Genomic DNA, 18,791 nt, shown 5'->3' on the forward strand with positions numbered 1-18,791 from the left:
CCGGCATTGCGCCTTCGCTTTCAACCCCCGGGCATGACCTCATGCCTGGCTGACACAATGCTTGCCACCTGCCGTGGCTGGCAGTTGAGGTAGGCCGAGGATTGCAGCCAGCGCTTGTCGGGGTACCAGGCGAACATGAACTGGCCATTCTTGAGCTTGTCGACCACCTTGCGCGCCACTTGCGGGCGTACTGCCGGGCAGCCAAGGCTGCGGCCGATACGGCCCTGGGTCTTGCTCCACAGCGGATTAACGTAATCTGCGGGGTGGATCACGATCGCCCGTTCGCGGGCCTGATCATTGATGCCCGGCTCCAGGCCGTCCATGCGCAACGAATAGCCGTGGCTGCCGACATAGCTTTCCTGCGTACTGAACAGCCCAAGGCTGGACTGGTTGCTGCCTTCGGTGTTGGAGAAACTGGTGGCGAAGTTCTCGCCGGATTCTTTTCCGTGGGCCACCAGATCTCGTAGAACCAACGTCTTGCGGTTCAGGTCAAAGATCCAGAGCCGTCGTGCCGTTGAAGGCTGGGAGAAGTCGATCACGGCCAGATGCTGGGCCTGCTTGGCACCATTGTTGACCGCGCATTGCATGGCACTCAGAGCGCTTTTCAGGGCCTGCGGGTTGAGTTCGGGGGCGGCATGGCTGAGTTTGCTGAGCAGTTGGGGATTGGCAGCGTATGCAGTGCTGCAGGTTGCAGCCAGTGCGAGGGCTGCGAAACAAAGGCGACGTAAAAAGATAAGCATAAATAGCGTGTTCTCGATGATGTCAGGCCGGCAATCCTGCGCCGATAACTTGGCGATCCTGCGTTAGATGCTAGCCTGTGGGTTTACCGTAACTGCAGATTCAGTTGATGTACCTGGTGACGGCCCTTAATTGGAGTTAAGCAGTTGTTCAAAAAACGCGCATTTTACTTGAGCATTGTCCTGCTGACTGCGCCATTGGTCGCTGTAGCCGATCCCCTACCTGAGGGTTCCCTGAGTCCGGTTCAGCAGGCACTCAGTCAACTGCCCCAGGACTGCCCGGGCCTGGCGGCGCGAGTCAATGGGGCTGCCAAACAACTGCTGCAGGGTTTTTATCTGGGGCAAAACGATCAGTTGGTCTGGACCGACAACCAACGCCTGAGCGCCTTGCAGTCGGCACTGGGGCAGTTGGCGGATGACGGTCTGAACCCTGACAACTACAAGCTGCCAGCCACTCGGGACGTGTGCGCCGATATCGAGATCAGCCAGCAGTACCTGCAGGCATTGCAGGATCTGCACTATGGGCGTCTGCCCCAGTCGCAGTTCGAGCCGGTATGGCATGCCAGCGAGGTGCCGCAAGACCGTCAGGCGCGGATTCTGGCCCTGGCAGGACCCGGCCTGAACGATATTCCCCGTGCCTTTGCCCAGGCGCGTCCCCAAGGCGAGCTGTATCAGAACTTGCGCCGGGTCTATGCCCGCCAGCGTCTGCAACCACTGCCACAATGGCAGCCTCTGGCCAGCGGCCCCTTGTTGCGGCCCGGCATGCAGGATGCCCGGGTGCCCGAACTGGCCCGACGGCTGCTCAACGAAGGCTACCTGAACCACCTGCCGGCTTCTGTCGATCACACCTACACCAATGAGCTGGCGGCAGCCGTGAAGAGCTTTCAGCTTGATCACTCGCTGCAGGCCGACGGTGTGATCGGGGCAGGGACCTTGAAAGAGCTGAATATCAGCCCCCGGGATCGGCTCGAACAGCTGCGCATCAACCTTGAGCGATTTCGCTGGATAGCCCAGGATTTTGAGCCTGACAGCCTCCTGATCAATGTGCCTGCTGCACAATTGACCGTGTACCAGAATGGCGTGCCCGTGTGGCAGACCCGCACCCAGGTTGGCCGTGCCGAGCGTCAGACGCCGTTGCTCAAATCCAGGGTGAATCGCTTGACCCTGAATCCGACCTGGACCATCCCGCCGACCATTTTCCGCGAAGACAAACTGCCGCAGATCCGCCGCGATCCGTCTTTCCTCAGCCGCCAGGACCTGCAGATAGTGGACAGCAATGGCCAGCCGCTGGCGGCCCAGGACATCGACTGGGACCGCCCGGGCAATATCCTTCTGCGTCAGGGCGCGGGGCCGAGAAACCCCCTGGGCCGAATTGCCATCCGGTTTCCCAACCCGTTCTCGGTGTACTTGCACGACACCCCTAGCCAGGCGTTGTTCAGCAAGGGACCGCGGGCTTTCAGTTCGGGCTGTGTGCGGGTCGAGTCGGTCTTCCAGCTGCGTGACTTGCTGGTGACACCGGCCGAGAAGGCCCGTACCGAAGAGCTGTTGAGTACGGGATTGACCCATGAATTCAGATTGTCCCGGCCGATGCCGATCTTGATGACCTACTGGACGGCCCAGGCGAACAAGGATGGAAAAGTGACCTATGCGCCAGACATCTACAACCATGACCCGGCTTTGATTGCGGCGTTGGCCGGAAAGAAATAAGAACTGTAGTCGCTGACGAGCGGTGCGAGGCTGCGCCTTCGCAAGCCAGCCGCTAGTATTGGCATCCCGATCATTACCCGTGAGTGCCCTCATGAGCTGCTGGCCCGATTCTCGCCTTATCGACTTGCTCGGCATCACCCATCCCATCATCCAGGCCCCCATGCTGGGCGCTGGCGCCGATATGATGATCGGTGTCGCCAAGGCCGGTGGCCTGGGCTCTCTGGCCTGTGCCACGTTGAACCTTGAGTCGATTCGCTCCGAAGTGGCGGCCTTTCGGGCCGAGAGCGAGCAGCCCCTGAACCTGAATTTTTTCTGCCATCAAGCCCCTGCTTACGATGAAGCCGCGATCGAGCACTGGAAGTCGTTGTTCAAGTCCTACTACACCGAGCTTGGGGCCGACTATGACGCGCCCACTCCCGTGTCGAGCCGCGCGCCCTTTGACGAAGCCACCTGCGCCCTGGTCGAAGCCTTGCGCCCCGAAGTGGTGAGTTTCCACTTCGGTCTGCCTGCCCCGGAGCTGGTGGCCAGGGTCAAGGCCTGCGGAGCAAAAATCCTCAGTTCAGCCACCACGGTCGAAGAGGCCCGATGGCTGGAACGCCACGGCTGTGACGGGATCATCGCCATGGGCTACGAAGCTGGCGGGCATCGGGCAATGTTCTTGAGTCGTGAGCTGACTACCCAAATCGGTACCTTTGCCCTGGTCCCGCAAATCGTCGATGCCGTGGACATACCGGTAATTGCCGCAGGCGGCATCGCCGATGCACGGGGTATTGCGGCGGCGTTTGCGCTGGGGGCCAGCGCCGTGCAAATCGGCACCGCCTACCTGTTTTGCCCGCAGGCGAAACTGGCCGCACCCCATCACCGTGCCTTGCGCGAAGCCGACGCCAGTGACACCGCGCTCACCAACCTGTTCACCGGTCGACCGGCCCGCGGCATCGTCAATCGGGTGATGCGCGAACTGGGCCCGATCAATACGCAGGCACCTGCCTTCCCGCTGGCGGGCGGTGTGTTATTACCGCTCAAGGCCAAATCCGACCCTGGCTGCGCAGACTTCATCAACCTGTGGGCGGGCCAGGCCTTCCCCTTGAGCCCCGGACGCACGGCCGAGCTGTCGTCCTATAAGCTGACCCGCAAATTTGTCGATGACTATGCCGCACGCTCCGCCGCTAAATAATGGGTGTGTGCAGCATGGGTGGAGGTGCGGATCAGCAACACGACCGCACCGGCTACCGGCAGACTCACCAGCAATAACGCGTAGCGCAGGGATTCAACGCCGAAGGACGGTTGCAAGGCATCACTGAACAGTCCGGCCAGCAAAGGACCAACCCCAACCCCCAACACTGTCGAGATGATGGTCTGCAAGGCCATGGCCGTGCCTAGGCGGTTGGCAGGGACCAGTTGGGTGACCAGGTTGTAAGACGGCGCCACCCACCACACCACAAAAAAGCTGTACAGCGCGCACCACAGCATCGAGCTGGGGACGGGCACGCTGCCCAGTTGCGTCCACACCGTGTTTGGCCACAGCAGATAGGCGAACAGCGCAGCCAGCGCGGCCACATTGCCGATCACCGGGATACCCACTTGCCAGTGCGGGTTGCGTGGCGTCAGGTGGTCGCTCAGCCAACCGCTGAACAACGCGCCGATCCCGGCAAAACCGCCACAGATGAAACCTGCCAGCAGCCCTGCATGTTGCAGTGACAAACCGTGGGAGCGCACCAGGAAACTGGTGTTCCACATGCCGATCGCATAGGAGCCCAGCGTGGTCAGGCCGCCCGCCAGAACCAGGCAGCGGTAGGCGGGCAGTGCCCAGAGTTTGCGGGCTTCACTGCCCATGCTTTGCAGGGGATGGGCAGCATGGGCGCTGGCCAGACTCCAACGGCCCCTGGCCGGGTCTTTTGCGACAAAGGCCAGCAACGTGGAGAACAACAGTGCGGGCAGACCGATCACGATGAATGCCGTGCGCCAGCCATACTGCTCGACCACCCACGCCCCCAGGCTCAGGCCGATGACGGCGGAAAAGGTCGGGGCGGCCGTGAAGCAACTGATGGCAAACGAGCGGCGATGTGGCGGGTACAAATCGGCAATGACCGACATCGACGCCGAGGTGGTCGGCGACTCGCTCACGGCAACCGCCATGCGTGCCACGGCCAGCATCCAGAAACTGACCGCCAGGCCACAGATCATGGTCGCCACCGCCCATAACAGGCAGGCAATCGCCAGCAGTCGGGTACGGGACATCCGATCTGCCAGTCGCCCGGCAGGCAAGGCGAGGAGGGCGTAGATTCCGGCAAATGCCAGGCCCGAGATCAGCCCCATCGCCGTATCACTGACCCCGAACTCTGCCTTGATCGGTTCAATCATCACCGCCAGAATCTGGCGGCCGACAAAATTGTCGGCAAACATGGCCGCCAGCAACAACAGCAAAGCATGGCTGCGCCAGCCGACCTGAGCATTGGGCATGGTTGAATTCCTGTCAGATGGAAACGCCAAGGGCGCTGATCAGATCAGCGCCCCTGACAAAAGGAGCAAAGCCTCAGGCCCGCTGGCGGGCCAGGGTCATGGCAGTGTCTTCGATCATGTCTTCCTGACCGCCCACCATGCCGCGACGTCCCATCTCGACGAGAATTTCCCGCGCCGGTACGCCGTATTTTTTCTCGGCGCGCTTGGCGAACAGCAGGAACGAGCCGTACACCCCGGCATAGCCCATGGTCAGGGCATCACGATCGCTGCGGATCGGGAAGTCCATGATCGGTACGACGAGATCCTCAGCCACATCTTGAATACCGAACACGCTGACTCCGGTCTCAATGCCCATGCGGTCGCACACTGCCACCAGGATTTCCATCGGCGTATTACCCGCACCTGCGCCCAGCCCGGCTGCTGCGGCGTCGATGCGTGTGGCACCGGCTTCGATGGCAGCAATGGAGTTGGACACGCCCATGGACAGGTTGTGATGGCCGTGAAAGCCGATCTCGGTGTCCGGGTGCAATGCCGCACGCAGGGCCTCGACCCGGGCCTTGATGTCGTGGGGCAGCATGTAACCGGCCGAGTCGGTGAGGTACACGCAGTTGGCGCCGAAGCTCTCCATCAACTTGCCCTGCTTGACCAGGCCTTCGGGGGTGTTCATATGGGCCATCATCAGGAACCCCACAGTGTCCATGCCCAGCTTGCGTGCATAGGAAATATGCTGCTCCGACACGTCGGCCTCGGTGCAGTGGGTCGCTACGCGGATTGTATTGACCCCCAGCTCATAAGCCATTTGCAGATGGTCCACGGTGCCGATACCGGGCAGCAGCAGGGCCGAAACCTTGGCCTGTTTCATCATCGGGATCACGGCCGACAGGTACTGCTCGTCGGTGTGCGCCGGGAACCCGTAGTTCACCGAGCTGCCGCCCAGGCCGTCGCCGTGGGTGACTTCAATCAGGGGCACACCGGCGGCGTCCAGGCCACAGGCGATGTCTTTCATCTGTTGCAGGCTGATCTGGTGACGTTTGGGGTGCATGCCGTCGCGCAGGCACATGTCATGCACGGTAATTTTTTTGCCGCGAAGATCCATGGTCGACTCCTTAAGCGAGGGCAGGTTGAGGGGCAGATGCCTTGAGGTGCAGTTCACCCTTGAGGATTTCCTCGGCGAACATCTCTGCGGTGCGCGCAGCGGCGGCAGTCATGATGTCCAGGTTGCCGGCGTACTTGGGCAGGTAGTCGCCCAGGCCTTCTACCTCCATGAAAATCGACACGCGGTTGCCATCAAACACCGGCCCGTTGACCAGCTTGTAACCCGGGACGTACTGCTGTACCTGCTCGATCATGTTGGCAATGGCCAGGCTGATCGCGGCTTGATCCGGTTCGGTTTCAGTCAGGCAGTGCACGGTGTCGCGCATGATAAGCGGTGGCTCGGCCGGGTTGACGATAATGATCGCCTTGCCTTTTTTGGCGCCGCCCACCTGTTCGATGGCACTGGCGGTGGTGCGGGTGAACTCGTCGATATTCTTGCGCGTGCCCGGGCCGACCGATTTGGACGCCGCCGTGGCAACGATCTCGGCATACGCCACCGGTTGCACGCTGCTGACAGCCGCCACCAGAGGAATGGTGGCCTGGCCGCCGCACGTGACCATATTGACGTTCATCGCGCCGCGCTTGAGGTTAGCCTTGAGGTTGACCGGGGGCACGCAGTACGGGCCGATGGCGGCAGGGGTCAAGTCAATCATCAGCACGCCCAGCTCATTGAGCTTGCGGCTGTTTTCGGCGTGAACGTAAGCCGACGTGGCATCGAAGGCAATCTGGATATTGTCGGCCAGCACATGGGGCAACAGCCCGTCGACCCCGTCACTGGTGGTTTTGAGGCCCATCTCGCGGGCACGGCTCAGGCCTTCGGAGGTGGCGTCGATGCCCACCATCCAGACCGGTTCCAGTACGTCACTGCGCAGCAACTTGTAGAGCAGGTCGGTGCCGATATTGCCCGGCCCGATAAGGGCACATTTGATCTTTTTGGTCATGGGAAAGCTCTCGAACAGGGGTTAGGGCACGAAGCGCAGGCGGGCAGAGCCCAGACCGCTGAGGGTCAGGCTGACCTCATCGCCGGGTTGCACCGGCACCAGCGGCGCCAAGGCTCCGGAAAGGATGATTTCACCCTTGCGAAACGGGATGTCGAACTTGCCCAGGGTATTGGCCAGCCAGGCCACGGCGGCGCAGGGGTGTCCCTGTACTGCCGAGCCGAAACCGTTACCGGCTGGCTGGCCGTTTTTCAGCATGTGCAGTTCGACCTTGGCCAGGTCCAGTTCGCGGGGGTTGATACGTTGCTCACCCAAGGCGAACACGCCGCACGAAGCGTTGTCGGCCACGGTGTCCTGAATGCGGATTTTCCAGTCGGCGATACGCGAGTCGACAATCTCGAAACACGGCGCCACCCAAAGGCTGGCAGCCATGACGTCTTCAGCGGTAATGCCGGGGCCGTGCAGGTCTTCGCCGAGAATAAATGCGATCTCGCCTTCGGCCCGTGGTTGCACCAACTGATGGGTGGCGAAGCTCACATCGCTGCTGTCCGGGACCTGCATGGAATCGGTCAGGAAACCGAAATCGGGCTGATGCACATCCAGCATTTCCTGCACGGCACGGCTGGTGACGCCGATTTTCTTGCCAATCACCTGCTCGCCAAGTGCCTGGCGGCGTTGCAAAAAGCGCAGGGAAATCCGGTACGCCATGTCCAGCGTCAAGTCCGGGTAACGCTGGGTCAGTGGCTGCAGGCTGCGGCGCTCGCGCAACGCATGAAACAGCTCATCGCCCAGGGCTTCAATCAACTGTGTGTCCATAAATACGCTCTCTTGAAACTGAAAAACCCCTTGTGGGAACAAGCCGCTCCCACACCGTTTGTAGTGCCCTGTACTAGCCCGGCCAAACGCTCGACTCTGCCCCTCCGTCCACTTCCAGGATCTTGCCGGTGACCCAGCGTGAAGCCGGGGAGGCCAGGTACAGCGCCGCTGCCGCGATGTCTTCAACTTCGCCCAGGCTTTGCAGCGGGGTGGCTTTGATCATGCCTTCGCGCATGGCAACCGGCAGCACACGGTTCAAGGCGTCGGTCAGTACCGGGCCGGGGGCAATCCCGTTGACCCGCACCAGCGGGGCGAAATCCTGGGCCAGTAAACGGGTCATGTGGCTGAGCGCAGCCTTGGCGGTGCCATAGGCGCTGAATTGGGTTTGGGCATAGCGCGCCGCGCCCGAGGTGATATTGATGATGTTGCCGCTGCCCGCATCGCGCATGTGCGGCACGCACAGCTGGCTCAGGTGATAGGCCGATGACACGTTAAAACGCATGATTTCTTCGAAGCGCTCGACACTCAGGGTCAGCGGATCGTTGGGGCCTGCGCCGCCTGCGTTGTTCACCAGATGGGTGATACGCCCCATGTGCTCCCGGGCCTGGCTGATCACCGCGCTGCGCTGCTCGGCGTCAGTCACGTCGCAGCTCAGGGCCAGGGCGCGGCGCCCCAGACGGCGAACTTCTTCGGCCACAGCTTCAACGTCGCTCAAGGTACGGGCTGCCAGTACCACATCGGCGCCTGCCTCGGCGCAGGCCAGGGCGATACCGCGGCCAATGCCGCGCCCGCCGCCGGTGATGACGGCCACGCTGCCGGTCAGGTTGAAGCGTTGAATAATGTTCATAAAGGGTCCTGTTCCTTCTAGGGATTTAGCGGGGCGCCCACAGATCGGGCAAGCCGGGATCACTGGCGGCAATCAGGCGCTTGAGCAGCACTTTAAGGGCCTGGGCATCGCCGGGAGCGAGCCTGGCCGACACGTTTTCCTCCACGGCCTTGGCCAGTGCCACTTGTTGCAGCGACGCTTCACGGCCCTTGGCGGTCAGCACATAACGCGGTGCCTGCTGGCTGCCTTCGAGGGCGACCAGATTCTGCTTTTCAAGAAAACGCATGCTTGCCACGGTCACGACATGCACGGTGTAACTGACGAAATGATTGATTTCATCCAGGGTCAGGTTGTCGCGAATACACAGGACCGAAAGGATAAAGAAGGCATGCTCGTCCAGCTGCTGATGGTTGAGCAGGCGGTGCAGGGCGTCGAGCAACTGGTAATGGGCGCGGCCCAGCAGGTACCCGAGCAAGTCTTCGGTGTAGCTGCATTCCGGCGGTGGCGGAGTGGTTGCCAGGCGCAGCTCGCTACGTGGTTTACGGGTCGCCAGGGCATATTGGCCGCTTTGAAAGGCCAGTGGTGCGCGGTCGCTGTGATCGAAGGCGAGCACTTCGCCGACAAAAATCACATGGTCGCCGCCTTCATATTGAAAGGCCGTGCGGCACTGAAACCTGGCGGTGCAGTCCTGCAGCAGCGGTGCTTCGCTGATGCCGTTGTCGAGTTCGATTTCGGCAAACTTGTTCTCGCCCTGCATCGCAAAACGTCCGGACAGAGGTTCCTGTTCGGTCGACAGCACATGCACGTTCCAGTGCTTTCCGGAACTGAACACCGGCAGGCTGCGAGCGGACTTGGCAAGACTCCACAGCACCAGCGGCGGGTTAAGCGACACCGAATTGAAACTATTGGCCGTAATGCCGATGGGCGATCCATCTTCAGCCTGGGTGGTGATGATCGTCACCCCGGTGGTAAAGGTACCCAGCGCGGTACGGAATGCCTGCGGGTCGAAACTGCTTTGCATTGCCATGACGAACCTCATGGATTGGATTTTCGTGCTGGCAGTATTCGCCCCGAAGCGGTGCGCTACATCGTCTTAATGGACTAACGAATACAGCCGATTATGGTCCGATTGGACGAGGCTAATCGGGGCGCTATTCACTAGGGTCAGCTCATTGAACCGGTGTATCAGAGGACTCATCCATGACGTTCAGCAGCACTGCTCCAGAACAGCTGTCCAGCCTGTTGGCGGCGCAAAAACAAGCCTTTGTCGATGCCGGGCACGTCAGCGCAGAGCTGCGACGGGCACGCATTCAGCGCGTGATAGAGCTCGTGGTGCGCTATCAGCAGCCACTGATCGAGGCTATGGATGAAGATTTTGGCGGTCGCCCCCAGGGCTTCTCGTTGATGAATGATGTTCTGGGTTCGCTGGCATCACTCAAATATGCTCGCGATCACCTTGCCCACTGGGTTGAAGATGAGCCGCGAGAGGTGTTTTCGCCTTATGACCAACTGGGTGCCAAAGCCTGGGTGATGCACCAGCCCAAAGGCTCCATCGGCATTCTGGGTACCTGGAATGCGCCGCTGTTCACCTTGCTCAGTCCTTTGGCCTGCGTACTGGCGGCGGGCAACCGCGCCATTCTCAAACCGTCCGAAGTGGTGCCCCGCACCGCCCGGGTTCTGGCCCAGGCCTTTGCCGACGTGTTTGACCCACTCGAAGTCGGTGTGGTGACCGGAGATGCCGGGCTGGCGCAGGTCTTCACCTCGCAACCCTTCGACCATCTGGTGTTTACCGGCAGCACCGCAGTGGCACGTTCGGTCATGCGCAATGCGGCTGAAAATCTGGTGCCATTGACCCTGGAGTTGGGAGGCAAGTCCCCGGTGATCATTTCCCGCAGCGCAGATCTGGCCAAGGCTGCCTTCAGCATTGCGGTGGCCAAAGCCAATAACGGTGGGCAAATTTGCATCAACCCGGACGTGGTGTATGTGCCGCGCGAGCTGATGGAAGATTTTATCGGCCTGCTGGGCACTGCCTACAGTGAATTGCTCCCCACCACGGACGACAACCCGGATGTGGTGGCGGTGGTCAATGCCCGCCATGTGCAACGCATCGACGGCTACGTGCAGGATGCCCGCGAGCGGGGCGCCCGGATCGAGAGCTTCCCGCAGGCACCCGAGGCCGACGCCCGAACCCGTCGGCGGGCGCTGCAGGTGGTGATCAACCCGCCTCGCGACAGCCAGATCATGCACGAAGAAATCTTCGGCCCGGCGCTGGTGTTGCTGCCCTATGAGCAGATTGATCGGGCGCTGGGCGACATTCACTCTCGCGAGCGCCCGCTGGCGCTGTATTACTTTGGTCAGAGTGAAGAAGAGCAGCGCCATGTGCTGCAGCACACGATTTCCGGTGGCGTGAGCATCAATGACGTGATGATGCATGCGGCTCTGCACGACGCACCGTTTGGCGGGATCGGCGCCTCGGGCATGGGGCATTATCACGGCCGTGAAGGCTTCCTGGAATTCAGCCATATGCGCACCGTTTACAAGGCCCCGGCCCATGACCCGCGGCGTGAGTGGGGCCTGCTGCCGCCGTATGGCGAGCACTTTTTGCCCACCATGCAATCGATGGTCACGGCTGACTGAATCCCGCCCCCACAGGACCCTGGCGCCTGAAACAACACAATCTGTTCTGGAGATTGACCTTGCACAACCCTGCTCAAACACCTGAAGAATCCACCGGCTGGCAGCGTCGACACGTTCTCAAGGCCGGTGCTCTGGCCGTGGGTGCCGGTCTGCTGGGACGCTTTGCACATGCCGACAGCACCGATGCGCTGTCGCCTGCCGAGTACCTGGCAATGGACGCCACGGACATGGCCCGTGCCATACAGAAAGGCGAACTCAGCCCGCAAAATCTGCTCGCGGCGGCCATGGCCCGATGTGATGCGGTCAATCCCAGGGTCAATGCCGTCAACATGCGCCATGACGACTACGCCAACGGGCTGCTCAAGGCCCGTGCTGCCAGCGGTGCATCGACCACGGGCCCTCTGGCCGGTGTGCCGATTCTGATCAAGGACCTCAATACCTACCTGGAAGGCACCCGCACCACAAATGGCTGCCGGCTCTACAAAGATGCACCGCTGGCCCCCCATACCAGCACCCTGATTGCCCGTTATCAGGCGGCCGGTGCCGTGCCGTTTGGCAAGACCACCTGCCCGGAGTTCGGGTTGACCACCACCACCGAATCCCTGCTGTGGGGGCAAACCCGCAACCCGTGGAATCTGGCAAAAAGCGCGGGCGGCTCATCCGGTGGGGCGGCTGCGGCAGTTGCAGCGGGGATTGTTCCGGTGGCCCACGCCACAGACGGCGGCGGTTCGATCCGGATTCCCGCGTCCTATTGCGGCCTGGTCGGACTCAAGCCGACGCGCTACCGCACCCCCAGCGGTCCGGGAAAATATGAGGGCTGGTTTGGTGCCAGCGTAGGCAACGTGGTGTCGCGCAATGTGCGCGATATGGCGTTGTTCATGGATGCGGGGCAGGGGCACGAGACCGGCAGCCCGTACTGGGCCAAGCCGCTGGTGCGCCCTTATGTCGAAGAGCTGCGCACGGCCCCCGGTCGCTTGCGCATCGGCGTGGTACGTGACTCGCTGACCGGCGCACCGCTGGACCCTGAGGTGGCGAGGGTGCTGGACGACACCGCCAAACGCCTGGCAGCCCTGGGGCATGAAGTTGAAGAACTGCGCCTGAACGTCGATCCGAGGCAGTTGTTCGGTGCCCATGGTTCGGTGATTGGCGATGCATTGCTGACGATGGTTCACGATCGTGAGCAAGTGCTGGGGCGAAGCGCAACTGCCGATGACTACGAGCGCATCACCCAGGTGGTGCTGGGCAATGCCCAAAAAGTCACTGGAGAAGGCCTGTACCGTGCGCGCCAGTCGTTCGAAACCATCGGCGGCTACATGGAAGATCAGTTCCAGACGTTTGACGTGATCCTGTCGCCGGTGACGGCCAATGTCACGCCGGACCTGGGGCTCTTGAGCCTCAATCAGCCCTGGGAGAGCTATGCCCACAATGCCATGGGCAGCGCGGCCTTTACCGTATTGGCCAACGTCAGCGGCCAGCCGGCCATTTCCTTGCCGGTGGGCATGAGCGACAACGGCCTGCCCATCGGCATGATGTTCACCGGGCCCCTGGGCGGCGAAGACATATTGCTGCGTCTGAGTGCGCAGATTGAACAGGTGCGGCCTTTCGCGAAATTGCCGATTCTCTGAGGAGGTGGGAGCGGGCTCAGTGTGATGCCGTGTGTCTAGTCCGCTTTGACGATGATCCACCGTCGTGCAGGCAGGATTATTCGTCATGCACCGCCCGCACATTCGCGCAGCGAGAGACTGACGGAGAACGCACGGATGGATCAGATACGAGAGAAAAGTCCGATTGAGCTTGAGTTGCTGCAACGTGCGCGCAATCTGATTCCTGCGCTCAAAAGCCGTTCAGTCCAGGCTGACAAAGACTGCAAACTGCCCGACGAAACCATTCGCGACATGCAAGAAGCCGGTTTGTTTCGCGCCCTGCAGCCCAGGATTTGGGGCGGCCATGAAGTCGACCTGCGTACCTTTTTTGAAATCCAGATGACCCTGGCTGAAGGCTGTATGTCCACTGCCTGGGTCTTTGGCGTGGTGGGGGTGCATCCGTGGCAACTGGCGCGTTACCCGATGGAGGCCCAGCGTGATGTCTGGGGCGAGGACAGCTCCGAGCTGGTGGCGTCCACCTATATGCCGGTGGCCAGGGTCACGCCGGTCAAGGGTGGTTATCAGGTCAGCGGACGCTGGGGCTTTTCCAGTGGCAGCCAGCATGCACAGTGGTGCCTGCTCGGCGGCATCGTACCGCAAGACGAAACAGGCCCTACCGAACACGGCACCTTCCTGATTCCGGCCAGCGACTATCGCATCGAACAGAACTGGGACGTACTGGGCCTGCGTGGCAGCGGCAGCCACGACATTGTTGTCGAAGACGCTTTTGTCCCGGCCCACCGGCTCCAGCGCACCAATAACTACAGCATCGAAGCTACGCCGGGGTGCCAGGTCAACACCAACCCGATGTACTCCATCCCGTTTGCCCAGGTGTTTGCCCGCGCTGTATCGACGTCGGCCCTTGGTGCCTTGCAAGGGGCCATCAACGAGTTCCGTGACAACGCAGCAAAGCACATCGGCAAGCACGGTACCAAAACCGCCGAAGACCCGGCGGCCCAAGCGGTCGTGGCCGAAGCCATCATCACCGTCGACTCGCTCAAGCTGGTGCTGATGCGTAACTACGGGCACCTGTTGGCGCTGGCCGCTGCCGGGGAATACCCGGATGTCGAGACCCGTTTGTTGTATCGCTACCAGTCCTCCCACGTGACCAACGTCTGCGCCGATCGGGTCAGTGACCTGCTGCGCTGCATGGCCGCTTCGGGCTTGTACAACACCAACCCGGTGGGGCGTTATTTCCGTGACCTGCACCAGGCTCGCGGGCATATCGCCAACAACGAGGCGGCTTACCGCCGCAGTTACGGTCTTGTACAGCTGGGCCTGCCCAACGCGGACCCTTTTGTCTGATCGGGTCAATTCTCTGACCCGGTGATCAACCTCTGACCTCAGCGCAAGGCATAGCAATAATGACGGCTCACAATCAGTCTCAGTCCAGTTATGACGTAATTGTTGTCGGTTCCGGTGCCGGCGCCATGACCTCGGCCCTGTTTGCGGCTGATCAGGGCCTGTCGGTTCTGATTGTCGAAAAAAGCGATAAATATGGCGGTACCTCGGCGATTTCGGGCGGTGGTATCTGGATCCCGAACAACCATTATTTTGCTGCCATTGGCGGGCAGGACAGCCCTGAGCTGTCCCTGCAATACCTCAAGGCCGCGGCCGGCGAGCACGTTGATCCACAGCGCCTGCAGGCGTATCTGGACCACGCCGCGCCGATGATCAAAAAGCTCACCGACAACAGCCGCGTGCGTTACGCCGTGGCCGACAAATACCCCGATTACTACCCGCAACTGCCTGGTGCCTTGCCGGGTGGTCGCACCCTGGACCCGGAGCTGTTCGACACCAGCCTGCTGGCCGAAGAACTGCCCAACCTGCGCAAGCCTTCGCCGTCGACCCTGCTGATGGGCTGCATTGCCTGGACGGCCCGCGACGCGCACAAGGCCATGGCCCGCGGCTTTGGCTGGCAATGGCTGATTTTCAAGCTGATGGCCCGCTACAAACTCGACTTCAAATGGCGCCGCAAAAGCAAATACGACCGCCGCGCCGCACTGGGCAGCTCCCTGGTGGCGTCGTTGCGCCGCTCCCTGATGGATCGCAACGTGCCTTTATGGCTCAACACCGACTTTCAGGATGTGTTGCTCGACGGTGATCGGGTCAGCGGCATCAAGGTTGCAACGGGTGGCAAAGTCCTGGAAATCAAGGCCCGCCGTGGGGTGATTTTTGGCTCCGGCGGCTTTGAGCAGAATCAAACCCTGCGCGAGAAATACTTGCCGCAACCCACCCGGGCCAGCTGGAGCGCTACGCCACCGGGCAACAACACCGGGGCTGCACTTGAGGCGGGGATCAATATCGGTGCGGCCACGGCGCTGATGGACTGGGCCTGGTGGGCTCCGACCATTGCCGTGCCAGGCGAGGAAAAACCCCGTGGCGTGTTTGCCGAACGGGCGTTCCCGGGGGCCATTGTGGTCAACAGCCTGGGGCATCGCTTTGTCAACGAAGCGGCGCCGTACCTGGAATTCGTCGATGCCATGTACACAGACAACCGCAAGACCGGCGGCCGCTCGGTGCCGTCGTGGGTGATATTCGATGGTCACTTCCGTTTCCACTACGCCATGGGCCCGTTGATGCCGGCCCAGGTGGTCCCCGACAGCCGTCTGCGCAAGGAATGGCTCAATGCCGTGTACTGGAAGGCCGACAGCCTGGACGCGCTGGCCATCCAAATCGGGGTCGATGCCAAGGGCTTGAGCAGCACCGTGCAAAAAATCAACAGTTACGCCCAAACCGGGGTCGATCTTGACTTCGATCGCGGTGGCAACGTGTTCGATCGCTACTACGGCGATAGCAATATCAAGCCCAACCCGTGCCTGGCACCGTTACGCAAAGGCCCGTATTACGCCATGCGCCTGGATGCCGGGGATATCGGCACCAAGGGCGGATTGCTGACCAACCAGCACGCTCAGGTCGTACGTGAAGACGGCCAGCCAATCCCTGGCCTGTATGCCATCGGCAACTGCTCGGCATCGGTGATGGGCATCAGCTACCCCGGTGCCGGTGGCACCCTGGGCCCGGCAATGACTTTCGGCTACATCGCTGCCAACCATATTGCCAGCAGCGTGTCGGCAACCGCCAGCGCCAAGGTACGAGCACTGTCATGAGCCGAGCGAAGAACACCTCCAGCAACAGCAAGATCCTCGCGCCCTTGCAGGTCGAACGACTGACCGCACGGGACTGGCAAGACACCTGCGACGTGCTGGTGATCGGCTGGGGCGCGGCAGGCGCCTGCGCTGCGCTGGAGGCCAGAAGCAATGGCGCCCATGTGATCGTGGCCGACCGCTTTACCGGTGGCGGTGCCAGTGCCAAGAGCGGAGGCGTGGTGTATGCAGGCGGTGGGACCCGGCACCAGCAGGCCGCAGGGTTCAACGACAGCACGCAAGCGATGTTCGACTACCTCAAGCACGAAACCCGGGGTGTGATCAGCGATGCCACCCTGCAAAAGTTTTGCGACGACAGCGTCAGCAACCTCGACTGGCTTGAGAGTCACGGTGCCCGCTACGCCCATAGCATGCCGCCGGGGGGCAAGACCTCATACCCGTCCGATGGCTACTTCCTGTATTACTCGGGCAATGAGCTGGTGCCCTCCCACGGCGGTGATCAACCCCCGGCGCCACGGGGTCATCGCACCGTAGGCAAGGGCCAGTGCGGCGCGGTGTTGTACGCCCACTTGAAAGCCGCCTGCCTGCGTGCCGGAGTGCAACCCTTGCTGCAATCCGCTGCCCGGCGTCTGGTGGTGGATGCCAGCGGGCGTGTGGTTGGCGCCGAGTTCTGGAGCTTGCCCGAGGGCAGTCGCGAAGCGCGCTTGCATGCACGCCTGGCGGCACGGGCCGAGCGCCTGCAAAATTTCGCCCCCGGCTATTGCGATCGCCTGCGGCAAAAAGTCAGCCAGCTGGAGCGCGATCATGGGCAGCCGGTGCTGATCCGGGCCAGGCGCGCCGTCATTCTCAGCACCGGGGGGTTTATCTTCAACCGCGGGCTGATCCGCGATCATGCGCCCAACTTTCGCCGCAACTTCAAGGTCGGCGCTACCGGTTGCGATGGTAGCGGCCTGCTGCTGGGGCAGTCGGTGGGTGCCAGAAGCGAGCGTTTGAGTCGGGTATCGGCCTGGCGCTTTATCAACCCGCCGCACTGTTGGCCCAAGGGCATTGTGGTCAACACCCTCGGCCAACGGTTTTGCAACGAAGAAGTCTACGGCGCCACCCTGGGCCAGCCGTTGTGCGAAGAGCAGGGGGGGCAGGCCTGGCTGGTAATGGATGCACGCTTGCGCAAGCAGGCGATCCGCCAGGCGCTGTTTGGTGGCTATTGGTGGTTCCAGACCTTGCCGGCGCTGGCCTTGATGCTGCTCAAGGTACGCAAGGGCGCCAACCCTGACCGGTTGGCGACGGCCTGTGGCATGCAGGCCGGGGAGTTGAGTGGTGCATTGCGCGCCTACAACGCCGGCGCCCGAGGCGACGCACCGGATCCCTTTGGCAAGTCTGAAGGCAGCCGTCAGGTGCTGGACAAAGGGCCGTTTTATGCCTGCGATATCAGCGTTGGCAATCCGATATTCCCCCTGGGGGCGCTGACGTTGGGCGGCCTTAAGGTGGATGAGTCAAATGGTGCAGTACTGGACGCACAAGGCCAGCCGATTGCGGGCCTGTTCAGTGCGGGGCGCACAGCCATCGGCGTGGCGTCACACCTCTACATCAGCGGACTGTCGCTGGCTGACTGCGTGTTTTCGGGGCGCCGTGCGGGGCTGGCTGCTGCTTGTGGGAGCGGGCTTGCGCGTGATGCAGGCGGCGCGGTTTCCATCGGTGAGCGCGATGATGCCAGCGCGAGCAAGCCCGCGCCCACAGAATCCACAAAGGTGACCCCTTGAGCGTAAATAGCCCGAATGTGATGAGTATCTGATATGACCCAACCTGCGTATTTCTCACTGCGTGTGGTGCAAGTCGTGACTGAAACGGCGGACTCCAGATCCCTGGTGTTCGACGTCCCGTTGGCCCAGCGTGAACAGTTTGCCTACAAACCCGGGCAGTTCTTGACCCTGCGCGTACCCTTCAATGGCGGCTGGCTGCCGCGTTGCTATTCGCTGTCGAGCACGCCGCTGCAAGACGAACCGTTGCGCGTAACGATCAAGCAAGTACGGGACGGGCGTGCTTCCAACTGGTTGTGCAAGCACGTGCGCGAAGGCGATCAACTTGAGGTGCTGGCCCCGGCCGGGGTGTTTGTCCCTCGGCATTTTGACGATGACTTTGTGCTGTTTGGTGGCGGCAGCGGGGTGACTCCGGTGCTGTCGATCCTGCGCTCGGCCTTGATTGCCGGTACAGGCCGGATTCTGCTGGTTTACGCCAACCGCGATGAAGCGTCGGTGATTTTTGCGGCTGAGCTCAAAGCTCTGGCCAGTGCCTACCCCCAGCGCTTGCAGGTGATTCACTGGCTGGACTCGGTACAGGGTATTCCTGGCGTGGCGCAACTTGCGCAGATGGCCCTGCCGTTCGTTCATGCCCAGGCCTATATATGCGGGCCTGGCCCGTTCATGGACGCTGCTGTCAGCGCCTTGCATGACATTGGCATGGACCATGGGCGCATCCACGTCGAGCGGTTTGTGTCGTTGCCTGAAGAGGGCAGCGTGGCGGTCCCGGGCCCGGTCAACACCGATGTGATTGGCAGCCAGCTTTCGGTTCGCCTTGACGGTGAAGAGTTCGAAGTGCCCTGTGCTGAAGGCGAAACCCTGCTCAACGCCATGCAGCGCGCGGGTTTGAAACCGCCCAGTTCATGCCTGGTGGGTTCCTGCGCGACCTGCATGTGTACGGTTGAGCGCGGCAGTGTAGAGATGCTGCGCAACGATGCCCTTGACCAACAAGAACTGAATGACGGCTGGGTGCTGGCGTGCCAATCGGTGCCCAACAGCGAACAACTGCGTGTGTGTTTTCCCGAATAG

15 protein-coding genes are annotated in these 18,791 nt (G+C 61.7%); 8 read left to right on the top strand and 7 right to left on the bottom strand.

Features of this window, described 5'->3' with window-relative positions:
* Nucleotides 1-20 precede the first annotated feature (20 nt).
* On the bottom strand, nt 21-740 hold the full coding sequence (locus tag KO536_RS06130) for a murein L,D-transpeptidase catalytic domain family protein (protein ID WP_219261435.1): 720 nt from the start codon (nt 738-740) through the stop codon (nt 21-23).
* Nucleotides 741-884: 144 nt separating this feature from the next.
* Between KO536_RS06130 and KO536_RS06135 the strand changes: the two genes are divergently transcribed.
* Both KO536_RS06135 and KO536_RS06140 read left to right on the top strand, forming a co-directional pair.
* Nucleotides 885-2,444: a murein L,D-transpeptidase gene (locus KO536_RS06135; protein WP_219261436.1), complete on the top strand. Its 1,560-nt coding sequence runs from the start codon at nt 885-887 to the stop codon at nt 2,442-2,444.
* 91 nt (nt 2,445-2,535) lie between these two features.
* Nucleotides 2,536-3,618, top strand: coding sequence for a nitronate monooxygenase family protein (locus tag KO536_RS06140; RefSeq protein WP_219261437.1), 1,083 nt, complete (start codon nt 2,536-2,538; stop codon nt 3,616-3,618).
* On the opposite strand, the gene KO536_RS06145 is transcribed toward KO536_RS06140, so the two are convergent.
* The 6 genes from KO536_RS06145 to KO536_RS06170 all read right to left on the bottom strand — a co-directional run bounded on the left by KO536_RS06145 (nt 3,591) and on the right by KO536_RS06170 (nt 9,606).
* A complete protein-coding gene (locus KO536_RS06145; RefSeq protein ID WP_219261438.1) occupies nt 3,591-4,904 on the bottom strand; it encodes an MFS transporter in 1,314 nt (437 codons plus the stop codon). The genes KO536_RS06140 and KO536_RS06145 overlap by 28 nt on opposite strands.
* A gap of 73 nt (nt 4,905-4,977) precedes the next feature.
* Nucleotides 4,978-6,000, bottom strand: a complete 1,023-nt coding sequence (dmpG, locus tag KO536_RS06150; protein ID WP_219261439.1) for a 4-hydroxy-2-oxovalerate aldolase — start codon at nt 5,998-6,000, stop codon at nt 4,978-4,980.
* A 10-nt stretch (nt 6,001-6,010) separates the two neighbouring features.
* On the bottom strand, nt 6,011-6,940 hold the full coding sequence (locus KO536_RS06155) for an acetaldehyde dehydrogenase (acetylating) (protein ID WP_133077422.1): 930 nt from the start codon (nt 6,938-6,940) through the stop codon (nt 6,011-6,013).
* A 21-nt stretch (nt 6,941-6,961) separates the two neighbouring features.
* The gene (locus KO536_RS06160) at nt 6,962-7,753 is read right to left on the bottom strand and encodes a fumarylacetoacetate hydrolase family protein (RefSeq protein WP_219261440.1); all 792 of its coding nucleotides are present in this window, start codon (nt 7,751-7,753) and stop codon (nt 6,962-6,964) included.
* A gap of 73 nt (nt 7,754-7,826) precedes the next feature.
* Nucleotides 7,827-8,600, bottom strand: a complete 774-nt coding sequence (locus KO536_RS06165) for a glucose 1-dehydrogenase (protein WP_219261441.1) — start codon at nt 8,598-8,600, stop codon at nt 7,827-7,829.
* A 25-nt stretch (nt 8,601-8,625) separates the two neighbouring features.
* Nucleotides 8,626-9,606 (bottom strand): flavin reductase family protein, encoded by a 981-nt coding sequence (locus KO536_RS06170; protein WP_219261442.1) that lies wholly within the window; start codon nt 9,604-9,606, stop codon nt 8,626-8,628.
* Between the two features lie 173 nt (nt 9,607-9,779).
* Here KO536_RS06170 and KO536_RS06175 point away from each other — a divergent pair, with 173 nt between their 5' ends.
* The 6 genes from KO536_RS06175 (at nt 9,780) to KO536_RS06200 (ending at nt 18,791) form a co-directional block, all read left to right on the top strand.
* Complete coding sequence (locus tag KO536_RS06175) at nt 9,780-11,216, top strand: coniferyl aldehyde dehydrogenase (RefSeq protein ID WP_219261443.1); 1,437 nt, start codon at nt 9,780-9,782, stop codon at nt 11,214-11,216.
* Nucleotides 11,217-11,275: 59 nt separating this feature from the next.
* Nucleotides 11,276-12,841, top strand: a complete 1,566-nt coding sequence (locus tag KO536_RS06180; protein ID WP_219261444.1) for an amidase — start codon at nt 11,276-11,278, stop codon at nt 12,839-12,841.
* A 135-nt stretch (nt 12,842-12,976) separates the two neighbouring features.
* Nucleotides 12,977-14,164, top strand: coding sequence for an acyl-CoA dehydrogenase family protein (locus KO536_RS06185; RefSeq protein ID WP_219261445.1), 1,188 nt, complete (start codon nt 12,977-12,979; stop codon nt 14,162-14,164).
* 59 nt (nt 14,165-14,223) lie between these two features.
* Complete coding sequence (locus KO536_RS06190) at nt 14,224-15,969, top strand: FAD-binding protein (RefSeq protein WP_219261446.1); 1,746 nt, start codon at nt 14,224-14,226, stop codon at nt 15,967-15,969.
* Nucleotides 15,966-17,726 carry an FAD-binding protein gene (locus tag KO536_RS06195; protein ID WP_219261447.1) on the top strand — a complete coding sequence of 587 codons (1,761 nt, stop codon included), beginning with the start codon at nt 15,966-15,968 and terminating at the stop codon, nt 17,724-17,726. Before KO536_RS06190 ends, KO536_RS06195 begins: the two co-directional genes overlap by 4 nt.
* Before the next feature lie 33 nt (nt 17,727-17,759).
* Nucleotides 17,760-18,791: a ferredoxin--NADP reductase gene (locus KO536_RS06200; RefSeq protein ID WP_219261448.1), complete on the top strand. Its 1,032-nt coding sequence runs from the start codon at nt 17,760-17,762 to the stop codon at nt 18,789-18,791.

Origin of the sequence: Pseudomonas sp. NKUCC02_KPG, from assembly GCF_019345465.1 — a bacterium.
Taxonomy (GTDB): Bacteria; Pseudomonadota; Gammaproteobacteria; order Pseudomonadales; family Pseudomonadaceae; genus Aquipseudomonas.